At 50.6% G+C, this 18920-nt stretch carries 18 protein-coding genes and 1 riboswitch; of the genes, 7 read left to right on the top strand and 11 right to left on the bottom strand.

Annotated elements, in window-relative coordinates; all coding sequences use genetic code 11:
• Positions 1-5: 5 nt before the first annotated feature.
• The 4 genes from Q1B04_RS09635 to Q1B04_RS09620 all read right to left on the bottom strand — a co-directional run bounded on the left by Q1B04_RS09635 (position 6) and on the right by Q1B04_RS09620 (position 2295).
• A complete protein-coding gene (locus Q1B04_RS09635; RefSeq protein ID WP_299758585.1) occupies positions 6-356 on the bottom strand; it encodes a Rieske 2Fe-2S domain-containing protein in 351 nt (116 codons plus the stop codon).
• Positions 356-733, bottom strand: a complete 378-nt coding sequence (locus Q1B04_RS09630; RefSeq protein ID WP_299758584.1) for a DUF3221 domain-containing protein — start codon at positions 731-733, stop codon at positions 356-358. The genes Q1B04_RS09635 and Q1B04_RS09630 overlap by 1 nt, the downstream gene beginning before the upstream one ends.
• Positions 733-1398, bottom strand: a complete 666-nt coding sequence (locus Q1B04_RS09625; RefSeq protein WP_299758582.1) for a DUF2461 domain-containing protein — start codon at positions 1396-1398, stop codon at positions 733-735. The genes Q1B04_RS09630 and Q1B04_RS09625 overlap by 1 nt, the downstream gene beginning before the upstream one ends.
• A gap of 201 nt (positions 1399-1599) precedes the next feature.
• Entirely contained in the window at positions 1600-2295 is a 696-nt protein-coding gene (locus tag Q1B04_RS09620; RefSeq protein ID WP_299758580.1) for a hypothetical protein, read from the bottom strand.
• A gap of 376 nt (positions 2296-2671) precedes the next feature.
• Between Q1B04_RS09620 and Q1B04_RS09615 the strand changes: the two genes are divergently transcribed.
• The 3 genes from Q1B04_RS09615 (at position 2672) to Q1B04_RS09605 (ending at position 7137) form a co-directional block, all read left to right on the top strand.
• A complete protein-coding gene (locus tag Q1B04_RS09615; RefSeq protein WP_299758578.1) occupies positions 2672-5215 on the top strand; it encodes a PIG-L family deacetylase in 2544 nt (847 codons plus the stop codon).
• A gap of 63 nt (positions 5216-5278) precedes the next feature.
• A complete protein-coding gene (locus Q1B04_RS09610) occupies positions 5279-5425 on the top strand; it encodes a hypothetical protein (protein ID WP_299758576.1) in 147 nt (48 codons plus the stop codon).
• Complete coding sequence (locus tag Q1B04_RS09605; protein WP_299758574.1) at positions 5422-7137, top strand: sodium:solute symporter; 1716 nt, start codon at positions 5422-5424, stop codon at positions 7135-7137. Before Q1B04_RS09610 ends, Q1B04_RS09605 begins: the two co-directional genes overlap by 4 nt.
• Positions 7138-7715: 578 nt before the next feature.
• Here the strand turns inward: Q1B04_RS09605 and Q1B04_RS09600 are convergent.
• Positions 7716-8630 (bottom strand): methyltransferase domain-containing protein, encoded by a 915-nt coding sequence (locus Q1B04_RS09600; RefSeq protein WP_299758572.1) that lies wholly within the window; start codon positions 8628-8630, stop codon positions 7716-7718.
• Between the two features lie 84 nt (positions 8631-8714).
• Positions 8715-9584, bottom strand: coding sequence for a DUF2911 domain-containing protein (locus tag Q1B04_RS09595; RefSeq protein WP_299758570.1), 870 nt, complete (start codon positions 9582-9584; stop codon positions 8715-8717).
• Positions 9585-9743: 159 nt separating this feature from the next.
• Positions 9744-9843, top strand: a riboswitch (TPP riboswitch).
• A gap of 74 nt (positions 9844-9917) precedes the next feature.
• On the opposite strand from Q1B04_RS09595, the gene Q1B04_RS09590 reads away from it, so the two are divergent.
• The 4 genes from Q1B04_RS09590 to Q1B04_RS09575 are packed head-to-tail and all read left to right on the top strand — an operon-like array spanning position 9918 to position 12608.
• Positions 9918-10643: a class I SAM-dependent methyltransferase gene (locus Q1B04_RS09590; RefSeq protein WP_299758568.1), complete on the top strand. Its 726-nt coding sequence runs from the start codon at positions 9918-9920 to the stop codon at positions 10641-10643.
• Positions 10640-11704 carry an AIR synthase-related protein gene (locus Q1B04_RS09585; RefSeq protein WP_299758566.1) on the top strand — a complete coding sequence of 355 codons (1065 nt, stop codon included), beginning with the start codon at positions 10640-10642 and terminating at the stop codon, positions 11702-11704. The genes Q1B04_RS09590 and Q1B04_RS09585 overlap by 4 nt, the downstream gene beginning before the upstream one ends.
• Positions 11701-12345 carry a thiamine phosphate synthase gene (locus Q1B04_RS09580; protein WP_299758564.1) on the top strand — a complete coding sequence of 215 codons (645 nt, stop codon included), beginning with the start codon at positions 11701-11703 and terminating at the stop codon, positions 12343-12345. The genes Q1B04_RS09585 and Q1B04_RS09580 overlap by 4 nt, the downstream gene beginning before the upstream one ends.
• Positions 12342-12608 (top strand): Trm112 family protein, encoded by a 267-nt coding sequence (locus tag Q1B04_RS09575; RefSeq protein ID WP_299758562.1) that lies wholly within the window; start codon positions 12342-12344, stop codon positions 12606-12608. The genes Q1B04_RS09580 and Q1B04_RS09575 overlap by 4 nt, the downstream gene beginning before the upstream one ends.
• A gap of 5 nt (positions 12609-12613) precedes the next feature.
• Here Q1B04_RS09575 and Q1B04_RS09570 read toward each other — a convergent pair whose 3' ends face one another.
• From Q1B04_RS09570 to Q1B04_RS09550, 5 genes are all read right to left on the bottom strand, one after another.
• Positions 12614-13171, bottom strand: coding sequence for a hypothetical protein (locus Q1B04_RS09570; protein ID WP_299758560.1), 558 nt, complete (start codon positions 13169-13171; stop codon positions 12614-12616).
• 86 nt (positions 13172-13257) lie between these two features.
• Positions 13258-15078 carry an ABC transporter transmembrane domain-containing protein gene (locus Q1B04_RS09565; protein WP_299758558.1) on the bottom strand — a complete coding sequence of 607 codons (1821 nt, stop codon included), beginning with the start codon at positions 15076-15078 and terminating at the stop codon, positions 13258-13260.
• 356 nt (positions 15079-15434) lie between these two features.
• Positions 15435-16910: a sodium:solute symporter gene (locus Q1B04_RS09560; RefSeq protein WP_299758556.1), complete on the bottom strand. Its 1476-nt coding sequence runs from the start codon at positions 16908-16910 to the stop codon at positions 15435-15437.
• A gap of 67 nt (positions 16911-16977) precedes the next feature.
• On the bottom strand, positions 16978-17994 hold the full coding sequence (locus tag Q1B04_RS09555) for an MBL fold metallo-hydrolase (RefSeq protein ID WP_299758554.1): 1017 nt from the start codon (positions 17992-17994) through the stop codon (positions 16978-16980).
• A 241-nt stretch (positions 17995-18235) separates the two neighbouring features.
• Complete coding sequence (locus Q1B04_RS09550; protein WP_299758552.1) at positions 18236-18892, bottom strand: hypothetical protein; 657 nt, start codon at positions 18890-18892, stop codon at positions 18236-18238.
• Positions 18893-18920: the final 28 nt, after the last annotated feature.

Raw genomic sequence — 18920 nt, 5'->3', positions numbered from 1 at the left:
AAGTTTTATTTGGGAATGCCGATATAAACACCGTCTTCCTGTACCTCTACAGGATAAGTAACAGCATTGCGTGACCGGTACTTACATTCTCGGCCATTCTCGAGGTTAAACCTGTGGCTGTGCCAGGGGCAAATAACTTCGTTAAGGTAGTTGGTGGTGCCCCGCGAGAGAGAATATCCTAAGTGCGGGCAGGCATCTTCTACGGCAAAGAAACCAGTTTGGGTGTGGGCAAAGCAAATCTGCTTGCCGTTTAGCTCCAGCTGCTGGAGCTTGCGTAGCGGCACTTGCTGGGCGGCTTCCTCAGCAGATGCGTATACTTTGTGCCAGTTATACTTGTTTTCCAGGTTATCAGGCATTATTCGTAGCGTATGCGTACAGCTTTGGCTTTACCTCGTACTGGCCGGCTTTCCAGCACATCTCCGTCAAACCAAGCCTGTATCTGGTGCCCTTCGCGTAATTGGTCTAGTTTCAGTTGCTCACCTGCCTCGTCCTCAATCAGGGTATGCTCATCAATGCTAACGCTGGCATCAGCATAATTGGCCGGCACACCCTCTAAAGATTTTACCGCCACCAGGGCTTTGGCTTTTTCATCATTTTTTGAGGTGAATTTGATATCAGTGATGTAGCCGTATACATCAGGCAGCGTATCGGGCATGCGCTTGGGTTCCTGACGACAGGAAGAAAGCAGTGTTAGCAGCAGCAGGCATGCCAGAGAGTAGGTTAGTTGTTTCACTATAATTCGGTTATGGCGTTGTTCAGAAAATCGTGGAGCGGCTTTACCTGCCGAAGCAGCAGCGGCACGCGCTCCGTAAACTGAGGGTGGCTTACTTCCTCATCGCTGAAATAATGCAGTACCTGAAAGCCTTTATACTTTAGCAGCTCCAGCTCCGGATGAGACTTGTCGTACCCTTTCGGTGCATGTACAGCCTTGTCGCCGCGCAACTCGCCAAATATGTTTTTAAAGGCTGCGTTATCCAGCACCGACTGCAGTTGGTTGGGATTATAGTCAATCTCCTCCCGTATTAACTTTAACTGCTTACTAGTTGGCTTCCGTATTCCTCCACCTACCCGCGACAGTCCGTTGGGCTCCAGCAACAGCACATAGTTCGGAAAAGGAGAGTGCCGCCCACCAGGTGAAATGCCTGCTCCAAAATGCCCTTTATAAGGCGCTTCTCCCTTTTTAGAGAAATCGTTCTTGTTGATTCTGAAGATGCATTCCCGTGCTGTAACTCCATGCAGAGAGGCATCGAACTGCTGCAGTTGCGCAATCAGTTGCTCCACCACCTCCACAAAAAACGCCTTTGCCTGCAGGTATTCCTCACGGTTTGCGTCCATCCAAATTTTACTGTTGTTCTGCCGCAGATTTTGCAGAAAATCAAGTATAAATGGGATGTTCATGGAGGCTACATTATGTTATCGCTTTGGGGTGTTAGACTTAAACCAGATTACACCAATAATTAAAGCAATTACAAGTATGATTAAAAGAATAAGTGTCATAGCTTCTAAGTTTCAGTAACGGGTGCATGTAGGATGTGTACTAAAGCAGAAGCGCTATTGTTGCGAACAGAGGAACAACAGCGAAGAAAAAGGGGAGGACTACTATGCTACGCGTAAGACCGAATCTCCTAAGAGCGCCTTGCGTATGCGGGCATCAGCGTTGTAATGGGATAGAAAATCTCCGCGTCGGCAGGTAGCCGCTTGTGGCTCTTTCATTAGGATTACCTTAGCGCGCTGGCCTACGGTAATTATACCAACGCCGCGGCGTTCGCACATGGCCAGCAGTTGCTTTGCTAGATCGTTGTTACGGAAGGTGAGGCTGCTGATGGAGAGGCCAAGCCACTGCTCGTCAGCGGGCGTTTTCTTCAGTGTATCCAGCAGACGAGCTAACTTTCGCTGCTGCAGCCGCTTACCCACAAAAGAGTAAAGCGCAAAAACACTAATAGCCAGTACTACAGCAGCTACAGCTCCTGAAACCAACTGCCCTAGCAGCAGGCCCGCCAGTAAAACCGAAATAAGCGTAAGCAACGTGAGGGCAAAGCGAAACACATTAAAGCCTTTCTTTTTATACTTAACAAGTGCTCTCGTAATTTCAGGGGAATGATGGGTATGCAAAGCCGCTACAAAGAGTGTGTTATCTTCTTTCTTCATAGAAAAAAGCCCTTGTGTTATACTTCCCTGCTTTGTTTGCTCGTCTTTATCCACCAAAATGTGCTTGGCGCCAAAACGGGTAGTGTAATGGTTGCGCAGGTAGTCAAACGCAAAGTCATTTATATTGCTTTCTCTTTGGCTAGGCATATAATATGTCACATAATTAGGTAGAGGTATGTAACGCTCTCGCAGGTGTATGTTCTACGTTTTACACTTCCAAGAGTTAAGTCAAGGGCAATAAGTACTGGAAAGCTAAGGCCTGAAACTGCACAAACATAGTACTTTACTGATTTTAATCCTATCGTTTTTCAAGATTTTTCATACTTTGTAAAAAAGCCAGTTTATTGCTGCTTAAAGCCATATTACCTGAAGTATAACGTGCGATAGCTGTTATATATCCAAAGGCTGTCGCCCTTCGCCAGAAAGGCAGGCGGTAGTTTACCATCGCAACTCATAATTGCTTAGCTTTACAGAGATTACCTTAGCTATATGGAGCAGCCGCATACGCTGCAAACTTGATACTATGAAGATACATCACCCTTTGCTTCAGGCGCTGTTATCCGCGGCCGCGTTATTGCTGCTGCTGCAGCCACTGCAGGCTCAGACGCCGCAGAAGCCCTCGTCCGCTAAAATACTGCAGGATCTGCAAAAACTGAATGTGCTGGGCACTGCGCTCTATGTGGCTGCACACCCTGATGATGAAAACACGCGCTTAATCGCTTACCTGGCCAACGAGAAGCTCTACAACACCGGCTACCTGGCAGTTACGCGCGGCGACGGGGGACAAAACTTGATTGGAGCGGAGATAAGCGAAGGCCTGGGCATTATCCGGACGCAGGAGCTGCTGCAGGCGCGGCGCACCGACGGAGGCCACCAGTTCTTTACCCGCGCCAATGACTTTGGTTTCTCTAAAAACCCCGAAGAGACTTTTAACATCTGGGACAAAGAGCAGGTGCTGGCAGATATGGTTTGGACGATCAGGAAATTCAGGCCCGATGTGATGGTGACACGCTTTCCGCCGGATGAGCGTGCCGGTCACGGCCACCACAGCGCCTCGGCCATACTTGCTGCAGAGGCTTTTAAGGCGGCTGCCGATCCAAAACGTTTTCCGGAGCAGCTGAAGTATGTGGAAGTATGGCAGCCTAAGCGTTTACTCTGGAATACAGGGGTATGGTCGTTTAAGAGCCAGGAGGAGTTTGAGAAGTATGGCAAAGAACTGCTGAAAATTGACGTAGGCGGTTTTAACCCGTTGCTTGGCGAGTCTTACGGCGAAATAGCAGCCCGCAGCCGCAGCATGCACAAGAGCCAGGGCTTTGGGGCCAGCGGCGCACGGGGCACTAGTATAGAGTACCTGCAGCACACCGCCGGCGAGAAGGCGCAGCAAGGGCTGTTTGAAGGCATTAACACCAGCTGGAGCCGCGTAAAGGGCGGCGAAAAAGTGCAGCGGCTAATAGAGCAGGCTATCAGCAACTATAAACCTACAGCGCCTGCTGCAGTAGTGCCAACGCTGCTTGCTGCCCGAAAAGAACTCGAAAAACTACCTGACGGCTACTGGAAGCGTGTAAAGCTGGAGGAACTACAGGATGTGCTGCAGCATACTTCGGGGCTGTATCTGGAAGTAACGGCAAGCGATTATGCCGCCGCTCCCGGCCAGCCGGTCAGGCTGCAGGTTGAGGCCATTAACCGTTCCGAAACGCCTGTTACGCTGCAAAGTATAAAGTATAGCTTCGCCTCATCAGACACCACGCTGAACATCAACCTGAAAAATAATGAGCCGCTGAAGTATGGCACAAGCAAGCTGCTACTGCAAAACATGCCTTACTCACAGCCGTACTGGCTGCGCGAAGCCGGTACATTGGGTATGTTTGCCGTGACAGAGCAACAGGAGGTGGGGCAGCCAGAAAACGCACCCGCCGCGCAGGCCACTTTTACCGTGCAAATTGCCGGGGAGCCGCTGCAGCTAACAGTGCCGGTAGTTTACAAACGTACCGACCCGGTGGAGGGCGAGGTGTACAGGCCGTTTGTGGTAACGCCACCGGTTTTTGTAAACCTGGGTGAAAAAGTGCTCATGTTTGCCAACGGTGAGCCAAAGCAGGTGCAGGTGCTCGTTAAAGCCGGTAAAGAAAGTGTAAGCGGAGAGCTGACGTTAGAACTGCCAAAAGGCTGGCGCACAGAACCAGCTGCTGTTCCGTTTAACCTGGCCGCGAAAGGCGCTGAGCAAAGTATAAGTTTTACAGTGTATCCGCCTAAAAAGCAGGAGGAGGCGCAGCTGAAGGCGGTGGCTACCGTTGCCGGAAAAGCATACTCAAAAGGTCTGAGCGAGATAAATTACAGCCATATTCCGGCACAGGTAACGTTTCCGGAAGCTGCTGCTAAAATTGTGAAGCTGGATATACAGAAGCGCGGCCAGAAAGTAGCATACCTGATGGGAGCCGGCGACGATATTCCGAAAAGCCTGCAGCAAATAGGTTATAACGTAACGCTGCTGAACGATGAGGACATGCGCCTGAATTATTTACAGCAATTTGATGCCGTGATCCTTGGCGTACGCGCCTACAACACCGTGGATCGCCTGAAGTACTACCAGCCTACTTTGTTGGAGTACGTGAAGCAGGGCGGTAACCTGATTGTGCAGTATAACACCAACCATAGCCTGGTGCTGCCAAACATAGCGCCATATCCGTTAAAGCTCAGCCGGGACCGCGTCACCGTGGAGGATGCCGAAGTAAGATTGCTTGCCCCGAACCATCCGGTGCTCAACACGCCGAACAAGATCACGAAAAAAGATTTTGAAGGTTGGGTGCAGGAGCGCGGTTTATACTTCCCGAACGAGTGGAGCGAAGAGTTTACACCTATTCTCTCGTCCAACGACCCCGGCGAGCCGGCCCGGAACGGAGGTTTGCTGGTGGCAAAATATGGCGCAGGCAACTACATTTATACCGGCTACTCCTTTTTCAGGGAACTGCCTGCTGGCGTGTCCGGCGCTTACCGCCTGTTTGCCAACCTTATCTCGCTGGGTAAAGGCGATAGCGCCTCCGGAAGTAAGGCTCAGCGTGTGGTTAAATAATTAAGAATCAGAGAAAAAGGTATGTATGGTAGTTAAGCGTCTTCTGTCCTAAAGAAATCATCCATGAAAAACCATAATCCTGCAGACGAAGAGATACTAATCGGGAAGCCTCCGTTTTTTAAGCGCTGGGCCGGCATGTACTGGCTGGTGCTGGGCAACCTAGCTTTCCTGATCATCCTTTTTTACATCATCACAAAACTATACGAATGAGGCCACTTGACTGGGTAGTGCTGCTGGGTACGCTAGGGTTTATTGTGACCTATGGCGTCTGGAAAACGCGCGGCAGCAAAGATATTGAAGGCTATCTGAAAGGCGACAACAGCATGAAGTGGTGGACCATCGGGCTGTCCATTATGGCGACGCAGGCAAGTGCCATTACCTTTCTGTCTACTCCTGGGCAGGCCTATGAAGACGGCATGCGTTTCGTGCAGTTTTACTTCGGCCTGCCGATCGCGATGGTGATCATTTCCATTACGGTTATCCCGATTTTTTACCGCCTGAAAGTATACACAGCCTACGAGTTTCTGGAAAACCGCTTCGACCTGAAAACACGCTCTTTGGCAGCGTTCCTGTTTCTGGTGCAACGTGGTTTGGCGGCAGGCATTACTATTTATGCGCCGGCTATTATACTTTCTACCATGCTGGGCTGGAGCCTGACAATTACCAATCTACTTATTGGAGTGCTGGTGATTATTTATACTATGTCAGGGGGCACAAAGGCCGTAAGCGTAACGCAGAAGCAGCAGATGGCTGTGATGATGGGCGGCATGATCATCGCCGGTTTTATGGTGGTAAGCTACCTGCCGGATAATGTGGGCTTTGGCGATGCGGTGGCTGTGGCCGGTAAAATGGGCAAAATGAATGTAGTGGACTTCTCCTGGGATTGGGAAACAAGCTGGGACGACCGCTACAATTTCTGGTCCGGCATTACAGGTGGCTTGTTTCTGGCGCTGTCATACTTCGGCACCGACCAAAGCCAGGTAGCGCGTTACTTGGGAGGTAAATCGATAGCGGAAAGCCGTTTGGGGCTGTTATTCAATGGTTTGCTCAAGATACCGATGCAGTTCCTTATTCTGTTCATCGGGGTGATGGTGTTTGTGTTTTACCAGTTTAACCAGCCGCCGGTGTTCTTTAACGAGGCCGCCAAAAGCAAAGTGTACGCCACGGCATACGCCGATGAACTGCGCGGCCTGGAAACAAAGTATAGCTCCATTTTTGAGCAGAAGCAGGAGGCGGTGCAGGGACTGGTTACGGCTCTGAAAACAGAAGATGAAGCGGCAATTAACGCTGCAGCCACCCAAGTAAGCAGCTATACCGAAGCAGGCAAAGAGGTGCGGGACCAGGTAAAAGGTGTAATCCAGAAGGCTGTACCAGGCTCTGAAACAAGGGATACAGATTATGTTTTCATCTCTTTTGTAATGAAGTACCTCCCGGTGGGGCTGGTGGGGCTGCTGCTGGCGGTTATTTTTTCTGCTGCCATGTCGTCCACGGCCTCTGAGCTAAACGCACTGGCATCCACCACTGTCATCGACATTTATAAACGATCTGTTAAGCAGGACGGCAGCCCGGTGCACTACCTCAAGGCCTCCAAGCTTTTTACAGTAGCGTGGGGAGGCATCGCGATTATTTTTGCCACCTATGCCTCTCTGCTCGATAACCTGATTCAGGCCGTTAACATCATCGGTTCTATCTTCTACGGCACCATATTGGGCATTTTTCTGGTAGCTTTTTACTTTAAGCGGATCAAAGGCAATGCTGTGTTTTTCGCCGCCATACTTGCGGAGGCCGTGGTGCTTTACTGCTACTATTTCACAGATATCGCCTTCTTGTGGTTCAACGTAATCGGTTGTGCCGCCGTAGTTCTGTTCGGGTTTATACTTGAGGGACTGATTGGTAAGAAAAAGAAAGAGTTGGTGGCGTAAGTTTTAAGCTGTAGGCAAAGTGCGGGCAGGTATAAACCCACCCCTGCCCCTCCCGAGAGGGGAATTGCTTGTAAACGATTGTCCTCCTCCTGCCCACTAGGAGGGGACTTTGGAAAGGCTCCATCAGTTGTATCATCCAACCACCCCTAACCCCTCCTTGTCTAAGGCGGGGAATTCTGTTGAAGCTCCGTCAGCGGTGGCTATCGAATCTGATCCCAGTCTTTCCGTTGAGCGCCTATGCGGGTTTTTCCGGTGACGAACGGAGTGAGGCAGCCTGAGGTACGAAGGCAGGAAAAGCTCCCAGCGCGATGCGGGAAGACGAGGCCTCCCTTAAAGAGGGCCCCTACCCCCGCCTGGAGGGAGCCAAAGTGAACTATGAAACAAGCTGGCTATAAAGCTGTGGATGAACTGCAGCTATTGAGTATAGCTTGGTTCAAATCGAGGAAAGCAGCTGCTATGCAAGTATAAATTGTACAGCAGAAGCTTCTCAAGCTGCAAACTCAACACTACTGAAGGGCAAAAGTATAAAGACTTACACCAAGAACGAAGCATAAGCCATCACGCATAATTCTCTGACTCTACCGCGGCTTCTGTGCCGCTACAATATACACCAAACTGCCGCCCGCCGACACGTACTCCTCGCGCTGTAGCTTCTCCTTCAGCATGATTTTGTTGTAAAGCAGCTTTTGCCAATAAGCATCAAACTTATCTTTATCGCCGCCGCCAGCCATAAAGTAATTCAGGTTATCCTGGTAGTCATAGCCCATGGCCTCGCTCTCAATCCACTGCAGCATTTGCTCCACGCGCAGCATTTTCTCCTGGGTATCATAAGGCGGAATGATAGACAGGGCCTTGTCCGAAATCCATACTTTCACATCCTGCAAACCTGCTTTCAGAAAAAGATCGGGCACTACATCGCCTAAAGAGTTGAAGCCTTCACCTAACTGTTTTTTGCCTTTCTCGATGCGCAGTTTTACCTCCAGCACCTCCAGCATGGCCTCTACATTATAGTCGGTCTCGCCGTAGCGGTCGAACATCAGGTTGGGCACCAGGTTGTTCGGCTCCAGCGCCACCACCCAACCGCCGGGTTTTGTCACCCGGATCATTTCTTGGATAACGCGCTGTGGGTTTTTTACATGGATCAGGAGCGTCTGGCAGAGCGTAACATCCGAGATATCATCAGGCAGTGGAATCTCAGTAGCGTTGCCTACTTTAAATTCATAGTCGATGTTCTTGTGCCCGAACTCGCTCTGCGCCCGCTGCCGCGCCTCTGCAATGTAGCCTGGCTCATAATCAACGCCGTATACTTTGCCGCCATGGCCCATATACTTCGAGAACTTGAAACCCATCATGCCCTTTCCGCAGCCAATATCCACCAGCGACTGAATGTAACGGATGTGCAGCCGCTCAGCCAGCAGCTCCAGGTAATCCTCGTTCCACCAGTATTCGCGGGCCGGGCCCAGGTGCTCCTCAGAATGCTTCTTCTCTTCCAACAGATTTATACTTTATAAGTGACATAAAAAGGCCTCCGGAAGTATACTCCCGGAGGCCTTTATACGATAAAAGCAAAGATAGCTTTATTTCATGTTTTTCCACTCGGCAATAGCCATGTCATTCAGGCGCACATAGTCTGCGCTGTTGGCTGCTTTGGCAAGTTCTTTAGACTTCTCCGCAGTTTTTATCGCTGCCTTGTAGTTCTTCATCTTCGCCTCGATTTTTGCCTGCGTGTGCATGTTCCAGTACTTGGCGTCCTTCTCGTTGGCCTTTCTCATCCAATCGTGCGCCTGCTTCAGGTCATGGCCGTTCTGAAAATAATAGTTAGCTGCCGCGGCGTACAGGTTCGGGTTCACGTTAGTGCCTTTCACCACCTGCTCCTGTATCTGAGCCATTACCTTGCTGTCTACCTCAGTTTTAACTGTAAACGGCACAATCGTGTTTGCCCACATAATTTCTACATCCGTCGCATCCGGCTTCAGGTTAGCAAAGTTGATAGTAAAAGACTCCACCTTGCGCGGGTTCTGCTGTGGCTTTACGGTAAAACGCACCTGGTCTTCTGCCTGGTTGTAGTCTTGGCCGCCGTCGCCCCAGTGCTTCGTGTTTTTATGGATGATGATTGCCCACTCGTCTTTGCCAGGTATAGTATAAAGCGCGTATTCGCCGGCCGGCACGTTATTACCCTCAATCGTTACATCCTCAGAGAACCTGATTTTGGTAGAGGCGTTGGCACCTGTGCGCCATACTTTGCCATAAGGCACCAACTCACCGAAAACCTCGCGGTCTTTTACAGCCGGGCGCGAGTATTCCACGGAAACAGTGCCAAGGCCTACAGCCTGCTCAATCTTCTGCGAAGGGCTCGCAGCTGGCATTTTAATGCCTTGTGCCTGTGCAGCGCCTGCGCCAAGCATAAGCGCTGCGGATAGTGCAAAGCCGATAAGTACTTTCTTCATGTGTTCTCTTGGTTTAAATGGGTTGATTTTGTGAAGTAAAAATAAGAAAATAAAGTATGATTCTGACAACCTAATTGTCCGTAACACAACCGGCACCAAAGCCAGATGTTTAAATGGCTCCTCACTCTTTCGCCTTTGCCGTATTTTTTTTAACTTGACAAAAATTACATGGGGTGCTTAACACGAACTGTTAGGCTGAGATTACACCCAAAACCTGATCTGGATAATGCCAGCGTAGGAATCGTAAGCCAACCGTGCACTTATACGAGTGTGCGCTATCCCTTCCTATCTGCTTTACAAAGTCAGGATTATTCTCACATAATAATTCCTGCGATGAGCAATCTGCAAAAACAAAAATTTGACCTGGTAACAGGAGACCTGCGCAAGTGGCAGGGCCGTAAAGAATGGTTTTTTAACCGCGACCACACCGATACCTACGAGCTTTGGTATGAAGGCCGCTACAAACGCGCCGAAATCTGGCAAAAGAAAGTAATCGGGGAGCTGATCAAAAATGATACGCGCGTAAAAACCCTCTTAGAGTTTGGCTGCGGCACCACCCGCTTTACCCGCTGGTGGAAAGAAATAGGCATTGAGGCCAGCGGCGGCGACATCTCACCTTTTATGCTGGGCCAAGGCGTGCACCTGTTCAACGGCGATTTGGTGCTGGCCGATTCCCACCATATGCCCTTCAAAGACCATACTTTCGACGCGCTTGCCTTTATCACCACCTTCGAGTACTACAAAGACCCCGTGAAGGTAATCAGGGAAGCAGTGCGCGTGGGCAAGTATGGCATTGTGTTCGGCATGATGAACCGCAATTCGCCTAAGGTGGTCCGGAGAAGGGTGCAGGAAATGTTCGGTAAAAACCCATTTTACGTTACAGCCACCTTCTACACGCCAAAAATGCTGATGTCCGTGATCGCGGAAGCTTTGCATGATAGAGATTATACGATTGAGTGGACGGCCACAGGCCTGCCTGAGTGGTTTCCGGTGCAGCAGTGGCATCAGCCCTACGGCGACTTTTTTGGACTGCATGTACGGCTAAATGATGTGAAATGAGTGCATTTGAAGACAACTCAGGAAAAATAGCGGCGACCACGTTTAAGGACGTGCTGCTGCCGCATTGCGGCTACAACCGCCCCGAGGTGGTGCTTGGGCCTACTTTTGGTGTGGATACCGCTGTTATAAACTTAGGCAATGGCTTGGGCATGGCTGTTTCAAGTGACCCGCTTTCGCTCATCCCTTCCATTGGGCTGCAGGAATCGGCTTGGCTGTCGGTGCACCTGCTGGCCAACGACATGGCCTCTACTGGCTTTGCGCCTATGTTTGCGCAGTTCGTGCTCAACCTGCCTGCTAGTCTGTCGCTGGTGGCCTTTCAGGAATATTGGCAGCACATGCACCGGTTCTGTGAGCAGATCGGAGTGGCCATTACCGGCGGGCACACAGGCCAGATTGAGGGGCAGAACTCAACCATTTGCGGCGGTGGCACCATGTTTTTAACAGCTCCTTTAGAGAAGATTATAACCAGTAACAGGGCTGAGCCCGGTGATGTGCTTGTCGTGACGAAGGAAACCGCGCTAACCTCCACTTCTATACTTGCCATAAGCTTTCCGGAAACGGTGAAGAACAAACTGGGCAGGGAAGTATACGAGCAAGGCTGCGAAAACTTTTACCGCACTTCCTCACTGCCCGATGCCCTGGCAGCTGCGGAGGCGCTGCAGCATAACCTGGAGCTTAAAGCCATGCACGACGTGACCGAGGGAGGCGTAGTGGGTGCTATTTGCGAGATGGCTCAGGCCTGTGGCTGCGGGTTTACCCTGGATAATGAAAAGCTGCCGGTAGGGGAGGCCCAACGCCAAATTGCCGGTTTGTTCGGCATCGACCATCGATTTTCCGTGGGAGCTGGCTCTATGGTGATGGCTATCAAGAAAGGCCGGGAAGATGATCTTGTCCGCCACTTAGCCTCTAAATCCATCAAAGCCACTGTGGTAGGAGAGATGACAGCATCGCAGGATGGATTTAAGATACGGGAAAACGGAGAGGAGAAGCCACTCGCCTTTGATGGCACCGATCCTTACTGGGGCGCATTTTTCAATGCTTTTAAAGCTGGATGGAAATGAGCGCGAAAAAAGAACAACTCAGCGGTGTATACCTGGTGCTCGACCCAAGTATGGAAAGAGCCACGCTGCTGGCTAAGCTGAAAAGTGCTCTGGCAGGAGGCGTAAACGTGGTGCAGGTCTGGAGCAACTGGCCTGCGCACTTTGATATGCCTGCCAAAGAGGAGCTTGTGCGTGCCATCCTAGACGTTGCCGCCCAGGTACCTGTACTGATCAACGAGGAGTGGCGGCTTTTGAAAAACACGGCGCTAGCGGGTGTGCATTTCGACAGGCCGCCCGCAGACCTTCAGGCCATTCGGCAGGAACTGAACCGACACTTTATCTGTGGCATTACCTGCAGCAACAACCTGGAGGTAATCTGGTGGGCAGAGGAGCACCAGGCAGATTATGTCTCGTTCTGTTCTATGTTCACCTCCGGCTCCGTCAGCAGCTGCGATATGGTGCGCCCCGAAACGGTGCGGCAGGCAAGGAAAATGACTCGCATCCCCTTCTTTTTATCAGGAGGAATAACAACTGAAAATATGAACGGATGGCAGGATCTGGATTTTACCGGCGTGGCCGTTATCTCAGGTATTCTGCAGGCGGAGTCACCGCAAAAGTCGGCCTCCGCTTATGTAAACGCTTTAACCAAACTACAGAAATGAACCCATCGCTTTTAACTAAACTTTGCTGCCCCATAGATAAGCACGACCTGAATGCAAAGGTTTTCACTGCGCTGGAGAACGGCGATATACAGGAGGGGCTGCTAACCTGCCCTGTGTGCAGGCGCTATTATCCCATCATATATGGCATCCCAATCATGACGCCGGATGAGTACCGTGAGAAAGCTCTGGAAGCTCCTTTGCTGGAAAAATGGGGTTTAGACCTCAAGATAAAAGATTCTCAGCCGTTTCTGCTGGAAGGGTAGGCTGATTAGAAACTGCGCCCGACGCTCAGGCCGAAACGCGGCACCACTGCCAGCCCCGGTGTGTCGGATTTGTTTTCCGGCGAAATGAAAGGAGTAACCGCCAGCCTGACCAACCAACCGCCGTGCGGGTGCTGGTACCGGAGTCCTATTCTGGCGAAGTACATGTTCTGCATCAGGTCCGGGTGGTCGGTGAAGCGGCGCGTGTAGCCCAGGCCAAACTCTAAATGATTGGGTGTAGCGCCTATCAGACCCAGCGCCTCCAGCGGAACGATCGGATACACGCCCGGCTCTCCTTCCTGAAAAAACAAGTTAGTACCGATGCCCGCTCGTACGGCAGCTTTAAAAACACCGTGCTGGTACACAATGCGGTCAAAGTTAAGGGAGTAGGTGTCGGAGGAGCCGCTAACTTCCAGGTAATAGGCATTGCGGGCTACAAATGTGCCAGGGTGCCGCTGTGCCTGCGCCATACTTGCCAGCAGTAGCAGCAGTAGTAAAAAGCTATACGTTAAAGCGAAGTTGTAAGCTGAGCGCATTTTGGCAGATAAAACGTAAGATATAGCCAAAAGTATATCTATAAAGTATAAAATCCTACTGCAGCCAGCGCCACAGTAGGATTTTATACTTTTAAAAAACTGAATGTCCGTTTTGACTAGCTTAGCTCGAACTGAAGCTTGAGCAGGTTCGCGTACAGCCCCTCAGGGTTCAGCGTGAGTTCCTCGTGCGAGCCTTCTTCCACAATCTCGCCGTGCTCAATCACCAGAATCTTATCTACTTTACGAATGGTTGCCAGGCGGTGCGCAATCACGATGGTGGTGCGGTCTTTCATCAGCTCATCCATGGCCTGCTGCACCAGGTGCTCCGACTCAGAATCGAGGGCGCTGGTGGCCTCGTCAAGTATAAGTATGGCCGGGTTTTTAAGTATGGCTCTGGCTATGGCTACGCGCTGGCGCTGCCCACCTGATAGTTTGATGCCGCGCTCACCTACCAAGGTATCCATGCCTTCCGGGAAAGACATGATAAAATCATACGCGTTGGCTTTGTGAGCTGCCTCAATTATCTCGGCTTCAGTGGCCTCCGGGCGTCCGTACGCTATGTTTTCACGGATTGTGCCACCAAACAGCAGTACCTCTTGCGGCACCACGCCTATGTTGCCGCGCAGGGTAGTCATGTTGATGTCGCGGATGTCTCGGCCATCTACCGTTATGCCGCCGCCCTGCACATCGTAATAGCGCATCAGCAGCTGTATGATAGTAGATTTACCAGCGCCGCTCGGACCAACCAAGGCTACTTTCTCACCGGCTTTCAGCGTGAAGTTTATATCGCGGAGCACCTGAAGGTCAGGGCGGGTAGGATAGGCAAAAGCCACATTTCTGTAACTGATGTCTCCGGTTACGCGCGGTATCTCGCTCAGTGCTTTTACACCTTTGTCGGTTGGTTCTTCCTGCTCCTGCAGAATTTCAAGTATGCGTTCTGTAGCGCCCAGGGAGGCCTGCACTTTACCGTAAATATCACCCAAACCGCCTACAGAGGCTCCAATAAACACGGTGTAAAGCACAAAAGAAATCAGGCTGCCACCGTCTATATCGCCGTTTGCAACCAGCGTGGCGCCATACCAGATCACCAGAATTATTCCTCCAAAAAGGCCAACAATAATAAAGGTGATAAAAGCGCCGCGATAATAAGCTGTTGAAAGGGCTGTTTTAACGGCTTTGGCAAGGGTGTTTTGGTAGCGAGCCACCTCGAACATCTCGTTGGTGAACGCCTTTACAGTATTAATGGCTTGCAGCGTTTCCTCCACAATTACGTTTGTGTTGGCCAGCTCGTCCTGGGTTTTTTTAGAGAGCGTTTTGATCTTGCGGCCAAACACCAACGCTAGCGCCACCAACACCGGAAAAGTAGCCAGCATAAACAGCGACAGCTTGATGGAAGTCCACATGATGATGATAACGCCAACAATCAGCGTAGTTGTCTGCCGGAAAAGCTCAGCCAGTGTTATGGACATGGCATCCTGCACCTGCGCCACATCCGTGGTAATGCGGCTGGTGATTTCGCCTACGCGTCGTTTCTCGTAGAAGGAGATTGGCAGCTGCACAAACTTGCTGTACAGGTCGCGGCGGATGTCGGCTACTGCGTTTTCGCTGACCTGCGCAAAAAAGTACACCCTGAAAAAGGAGAAGATGCCCTGCAGCAGTATAACCGCGAAAAGGCCCATGGCAATTACGTTAATATCCTGCAGCAGGCCGCTTGGGCTACCTGTTGAGGAGTTAAAAAGCTCTCCTACCAGGTACGGGAAAGCCATAAACGTAAGGCTGGACAGCACCAAAAAGGCAAGGCCGGTAATAAATTTATACTTGTAGGGAAGTACGTAGCTAAAAATCTGGAGACTACGGCGAAAGCTCTCTTTGGTAATCTTCTTTCTGCCTTCTTTATCCTGCTCGCCGCCGCTAGACCCGAATCCGCGTTTTGCCATTAATAATACGCTGCTTAAATTGTTTGTAAGCCAATATCCGGCTCATATTAGGCCAGAATACTGCACTTTGAGGTATACTGGCATAACAGCTGAATGAGCTAGAAGATGCCAAATACCCGCAAAATATTGCAAAGGTAAGCAATATGTAGGAAAGTATGATTGGTTTATTGATTGTTCCTCCAAGCGCTCATACTTCGCAAGGTCATACGGCATGTTGGAAACGAAGGGCATGCCGTTTAACTCAGAAAATATTTATAAAGTAAGCCTGCGGACGGGGCTGTATGAGCTCAGCGTATAAAGCAAAAGCGCCCTTTCCTGCTCTCAGGAAAGGGCGCTTTTGCATATGGGGTTTTGGTTTAAGCAGTTTGCTCCCGAGCCAGCTCCAGTTCATCTATTTTACCAGACGAAACAGCCATCAAACCTGCAAATGTCAAGAAGCCGTTCAGAATAAGCACTTCAAAACCGAACTCATACCCCCAGAACCAGTCTACGGAGTTGTAGCTGATGATGAAGGTAAGAAGCGGCGCGATGATACAAACAGCCGGCACAAAATTGTCGCGCACGGCTCGCTTCGTGTAAATGCCGAAGCTGTAAAGCCCTAGCAGCGGCCCGTACGTATAGCCGGCCACTTTAAACACAGCCGTTACGACGTTATCATTGTTCAATATATCAAAAGCGATGATTACCAAGCCCATCACTACTGAAATGCCGGCATGCACGATGTAGCGCACACGCACGCGCTCCTGCTCCGGACGGTCCTTAAAGTTGAGGAAGTCTACACAGAAGGAGGTGGTAAGGGCTGTAAGCGCTGAATCTGCGGAAGCGTAGGTAATAGCGATAATACCAAGTATAAACACGATGCCAGCAAAGTATGTAAAGTGGTTCAGGGCTAGGAACGGGAACACGTCGTCGCCGCGCTCTGGCAGGGCAATACCCTTTGCGTTAGCGTAAATGTACAGCAGGGCGCCTAAAGCCAAGAACAGGATATTGACGAATACAAGTATGATGCTGAACCAGAACATGTTTTTCTGGGCTTCGCCGATGTTTTTGCAGCTCAGGTTTTTCTGCATCATATCCTGGTCAAGGCCCGTCATTACGATGGCGATGAAAGCGCCGGAGAAAAATTGCTTCAGGAAGTATTTACTGTCTTTCACGTCCCAGAAGAACACTTGCGAATAGTCGCTGGCCTGCACAGTGTCTACTAATCCCTGGAAGGTAAGGTTCAGTTCATCAGAAATAAGCCAGATGCTGGTGCCAACCGCCATCAGCATGGCTGTGGTCTGGAAGGTATCGGTCCAGATGATAGTCTTCATGCCTCCTCTGAAAGTATAAACCCAGATCAGGGCAATCGTGATAATCACTGAAACGGAAAACGGAATTCCGAATTCGTCGAAAACGGCTAATTGCAGCACGCCAGCCACCAAGAACAGGCGAATAGCAGCCCCCAAAGTACGCGAAAGCAGGAAAAATGCTGCTCCCGTTTTGTACGACCACCACCCGAAACGCTGCTCCAGGTAAGTATAAATCGAGACAAGGTTCATGCGGTAGTACATGGGCATCAGCACGGTGGCGATTACAAAGTAGCCCAGCAGGTAGCCCAGCACAAACTGCAGATACGAGAACTCAGCCGCCGCCACCATACCCGGTATCGACACAAAAGTAACACCCGAAAGCGATGTGCCGATCATACCGAAAGCCACCACATACCAGGGTGAAGAGCGGTTTGCCAAGAAGAAAGTCTCGGAGTCGGAGTTGCGGCTAGTGAGATAAGAAATAAAGATGAGAATACAGAAGTAGGCTATGATTAAGCCTATGATAAGGGTCGATGACATAGTGTAAGCAGTGGTTCGTAAACGTTCTAGTTCACAAATATAGCAAATCTAAAATCCGACCCTACTCTTATGTTATCTCGTTTAGCAGCACCGGCTCACCGATGGCAGGTATCCGGAGGCCTTGCAGCATGCCTGAGGCGGCAATCTGCTCCAGCAGGCGCACCGGCTCGCTCGGCGGCTCATCAGACAGGTCGTAGGTGCCGTAGTGCATCGGTATAAAAGTGCCCCCACGCAGCAGGTTATAAGCTTTCACGGCCTCGTGCGGGTTCAGGTGGCTCTTTTGCATCAGGAAAGAAGGCTTGTATGCGCCCACTGGCATCAGGCAAACATCCATGGGGCCTAGCAGGTTTTCAATCTCCTCAAAATGCGAGTTCATGCCTGAGTCGCCGGCAAAGTATAATGTTAAAGTAGGCGTTTTGAGCACGAAACTGCCCCACAGCACTTTATTCATATCCAGCAGGCCACGGCGGTGCCAATGAGAAGCCGGCATAAAGTATACTTCCACACTATCAGGTACTAGGTCGAACTTCTGAAACCAGCCCGCCTCCTGGTACGGCAAGTTTGGGTTGATGCCGCGCAGAATATCGCCGGCACGCAAAGGGGCGAGCGCTTTTATAGCTGGGTTGCTTTGGTAAATGGTTTGTACAGATTTCTTATCCAGGTGATCGCGGTGGGCGTGCGACAGCAACAGGAAATCAATGTTACGGAGCTGCTCGGGTGGGCAAGGCGTACCTACTTTCCGCTTCACCATCGAGATATCATACAAAACAGGATCAGTTATAAACGTAACGCCATTCAGGCGCAGAAAAAAAGATGCGTGCCCCAGCCACACCAGCATATCGCGGGTATCGTTTATAAAATCGCAGCCCTCTTGCACCGCAGGAGTGTAGGTGTCGTGCTTTTTCTGCTGGCGCTGCGGGTTTTGGCTCAGCTGCCACTTCAGCACACTGCTAAAATCCGGGGCATAAACTTCCTCGCCGTTGGCAAAGCGGCCTTTAACTGTTTTGTTGCCTCTGTAACCGGGTTTTATAGTTTCGAGGCGTTCGTTCTTAACGTGGCGGATGTGGTTGTTTGTATGCTGCAAAGTCTGTTCGGTTGCGTTAACGGTATTGTGATGATAGATGCTGCTAGGTATAACCAATCCTGAATACAAAATTAGCAATCAGGCACATTGTTAGCCTACCCAGCCTGCCATCATCACCTGTATACTTTGTAAAGGATAAAATAGGTTATAACCTGCTGCTTTTGCAGGAGCCCAGACAAAAAGAACGCTTCCCTGCAAGACCAGGAAAGCGTTCTTTTTGAATTTTATTATGATGATAAAGTTACCAGTTTCCGAAGCGGCTGCCGTAAGCCGGCGAGTAAAACTGGTTTCCGTAAGGCGAGGCTCCGTCCGTGTACCGGATGCCACCTGTCACGCTCAGGTTCTCAGTGATCTTGTAGGTAGCCCTGAAATCGGCTCCCATACGGCCAGCGTTGTAGTAGCTGTTGCCAAAGCTGCTGGAAGGCAAGTTGGAGAAGTCGCGCCACACGTTGCCGCTCAGGATAAGTCGGTCACTAGCAAGATAATCAACCCCCACGCTTGCAATGTAGTGGCTGCCGCCGCTGTTTCTGTAAACTACCGTGGTGCCCTCTGGGCCGGTTAAGGGTATGTTAAAGCCGGAAGTGCGCACATAGGCCAGGCTGGTGTTTACCCTAAAGCGGTTGCTTACCTGGTAGCGCACAGAAGGCTCTACAAAAGTAGCGCTGCCAAAGCCGTTACTAAAACTTGCGCCCATGTTTAGGTTATAGCTCAGTTTTGGTCCTTGCCAGGCCGGCTTCTCATTTTTTACAAGATCCTGCGTTGCTGTAGCAGCTACAGGCGCTGTGCTGGTTTGAGTGGGCACGGGAGCAGCCTCCAAACTAGGCTTTACGTCCTGTGCCATACTTTGCCCGGCGTAAAGCAGGCCTGCTGCCAGTATGGTTCTAAATATATTTTTCACGTGGAAAGATCTGAAGTATAAATTCTTA

The organism is uncultured Pontibacter sp., from assembly GCF_947495565.1.
Taxonomy (GTDB): Bacteria; Bacteroidota; Bacteroidia; order Cytophagales; family Hymenobacteraceae; genus Pontibacter.
Note: the sequence above shows the minus strand (reverse complement) of the source record. Positions and strands in the feature narration are given on the sequence as shown.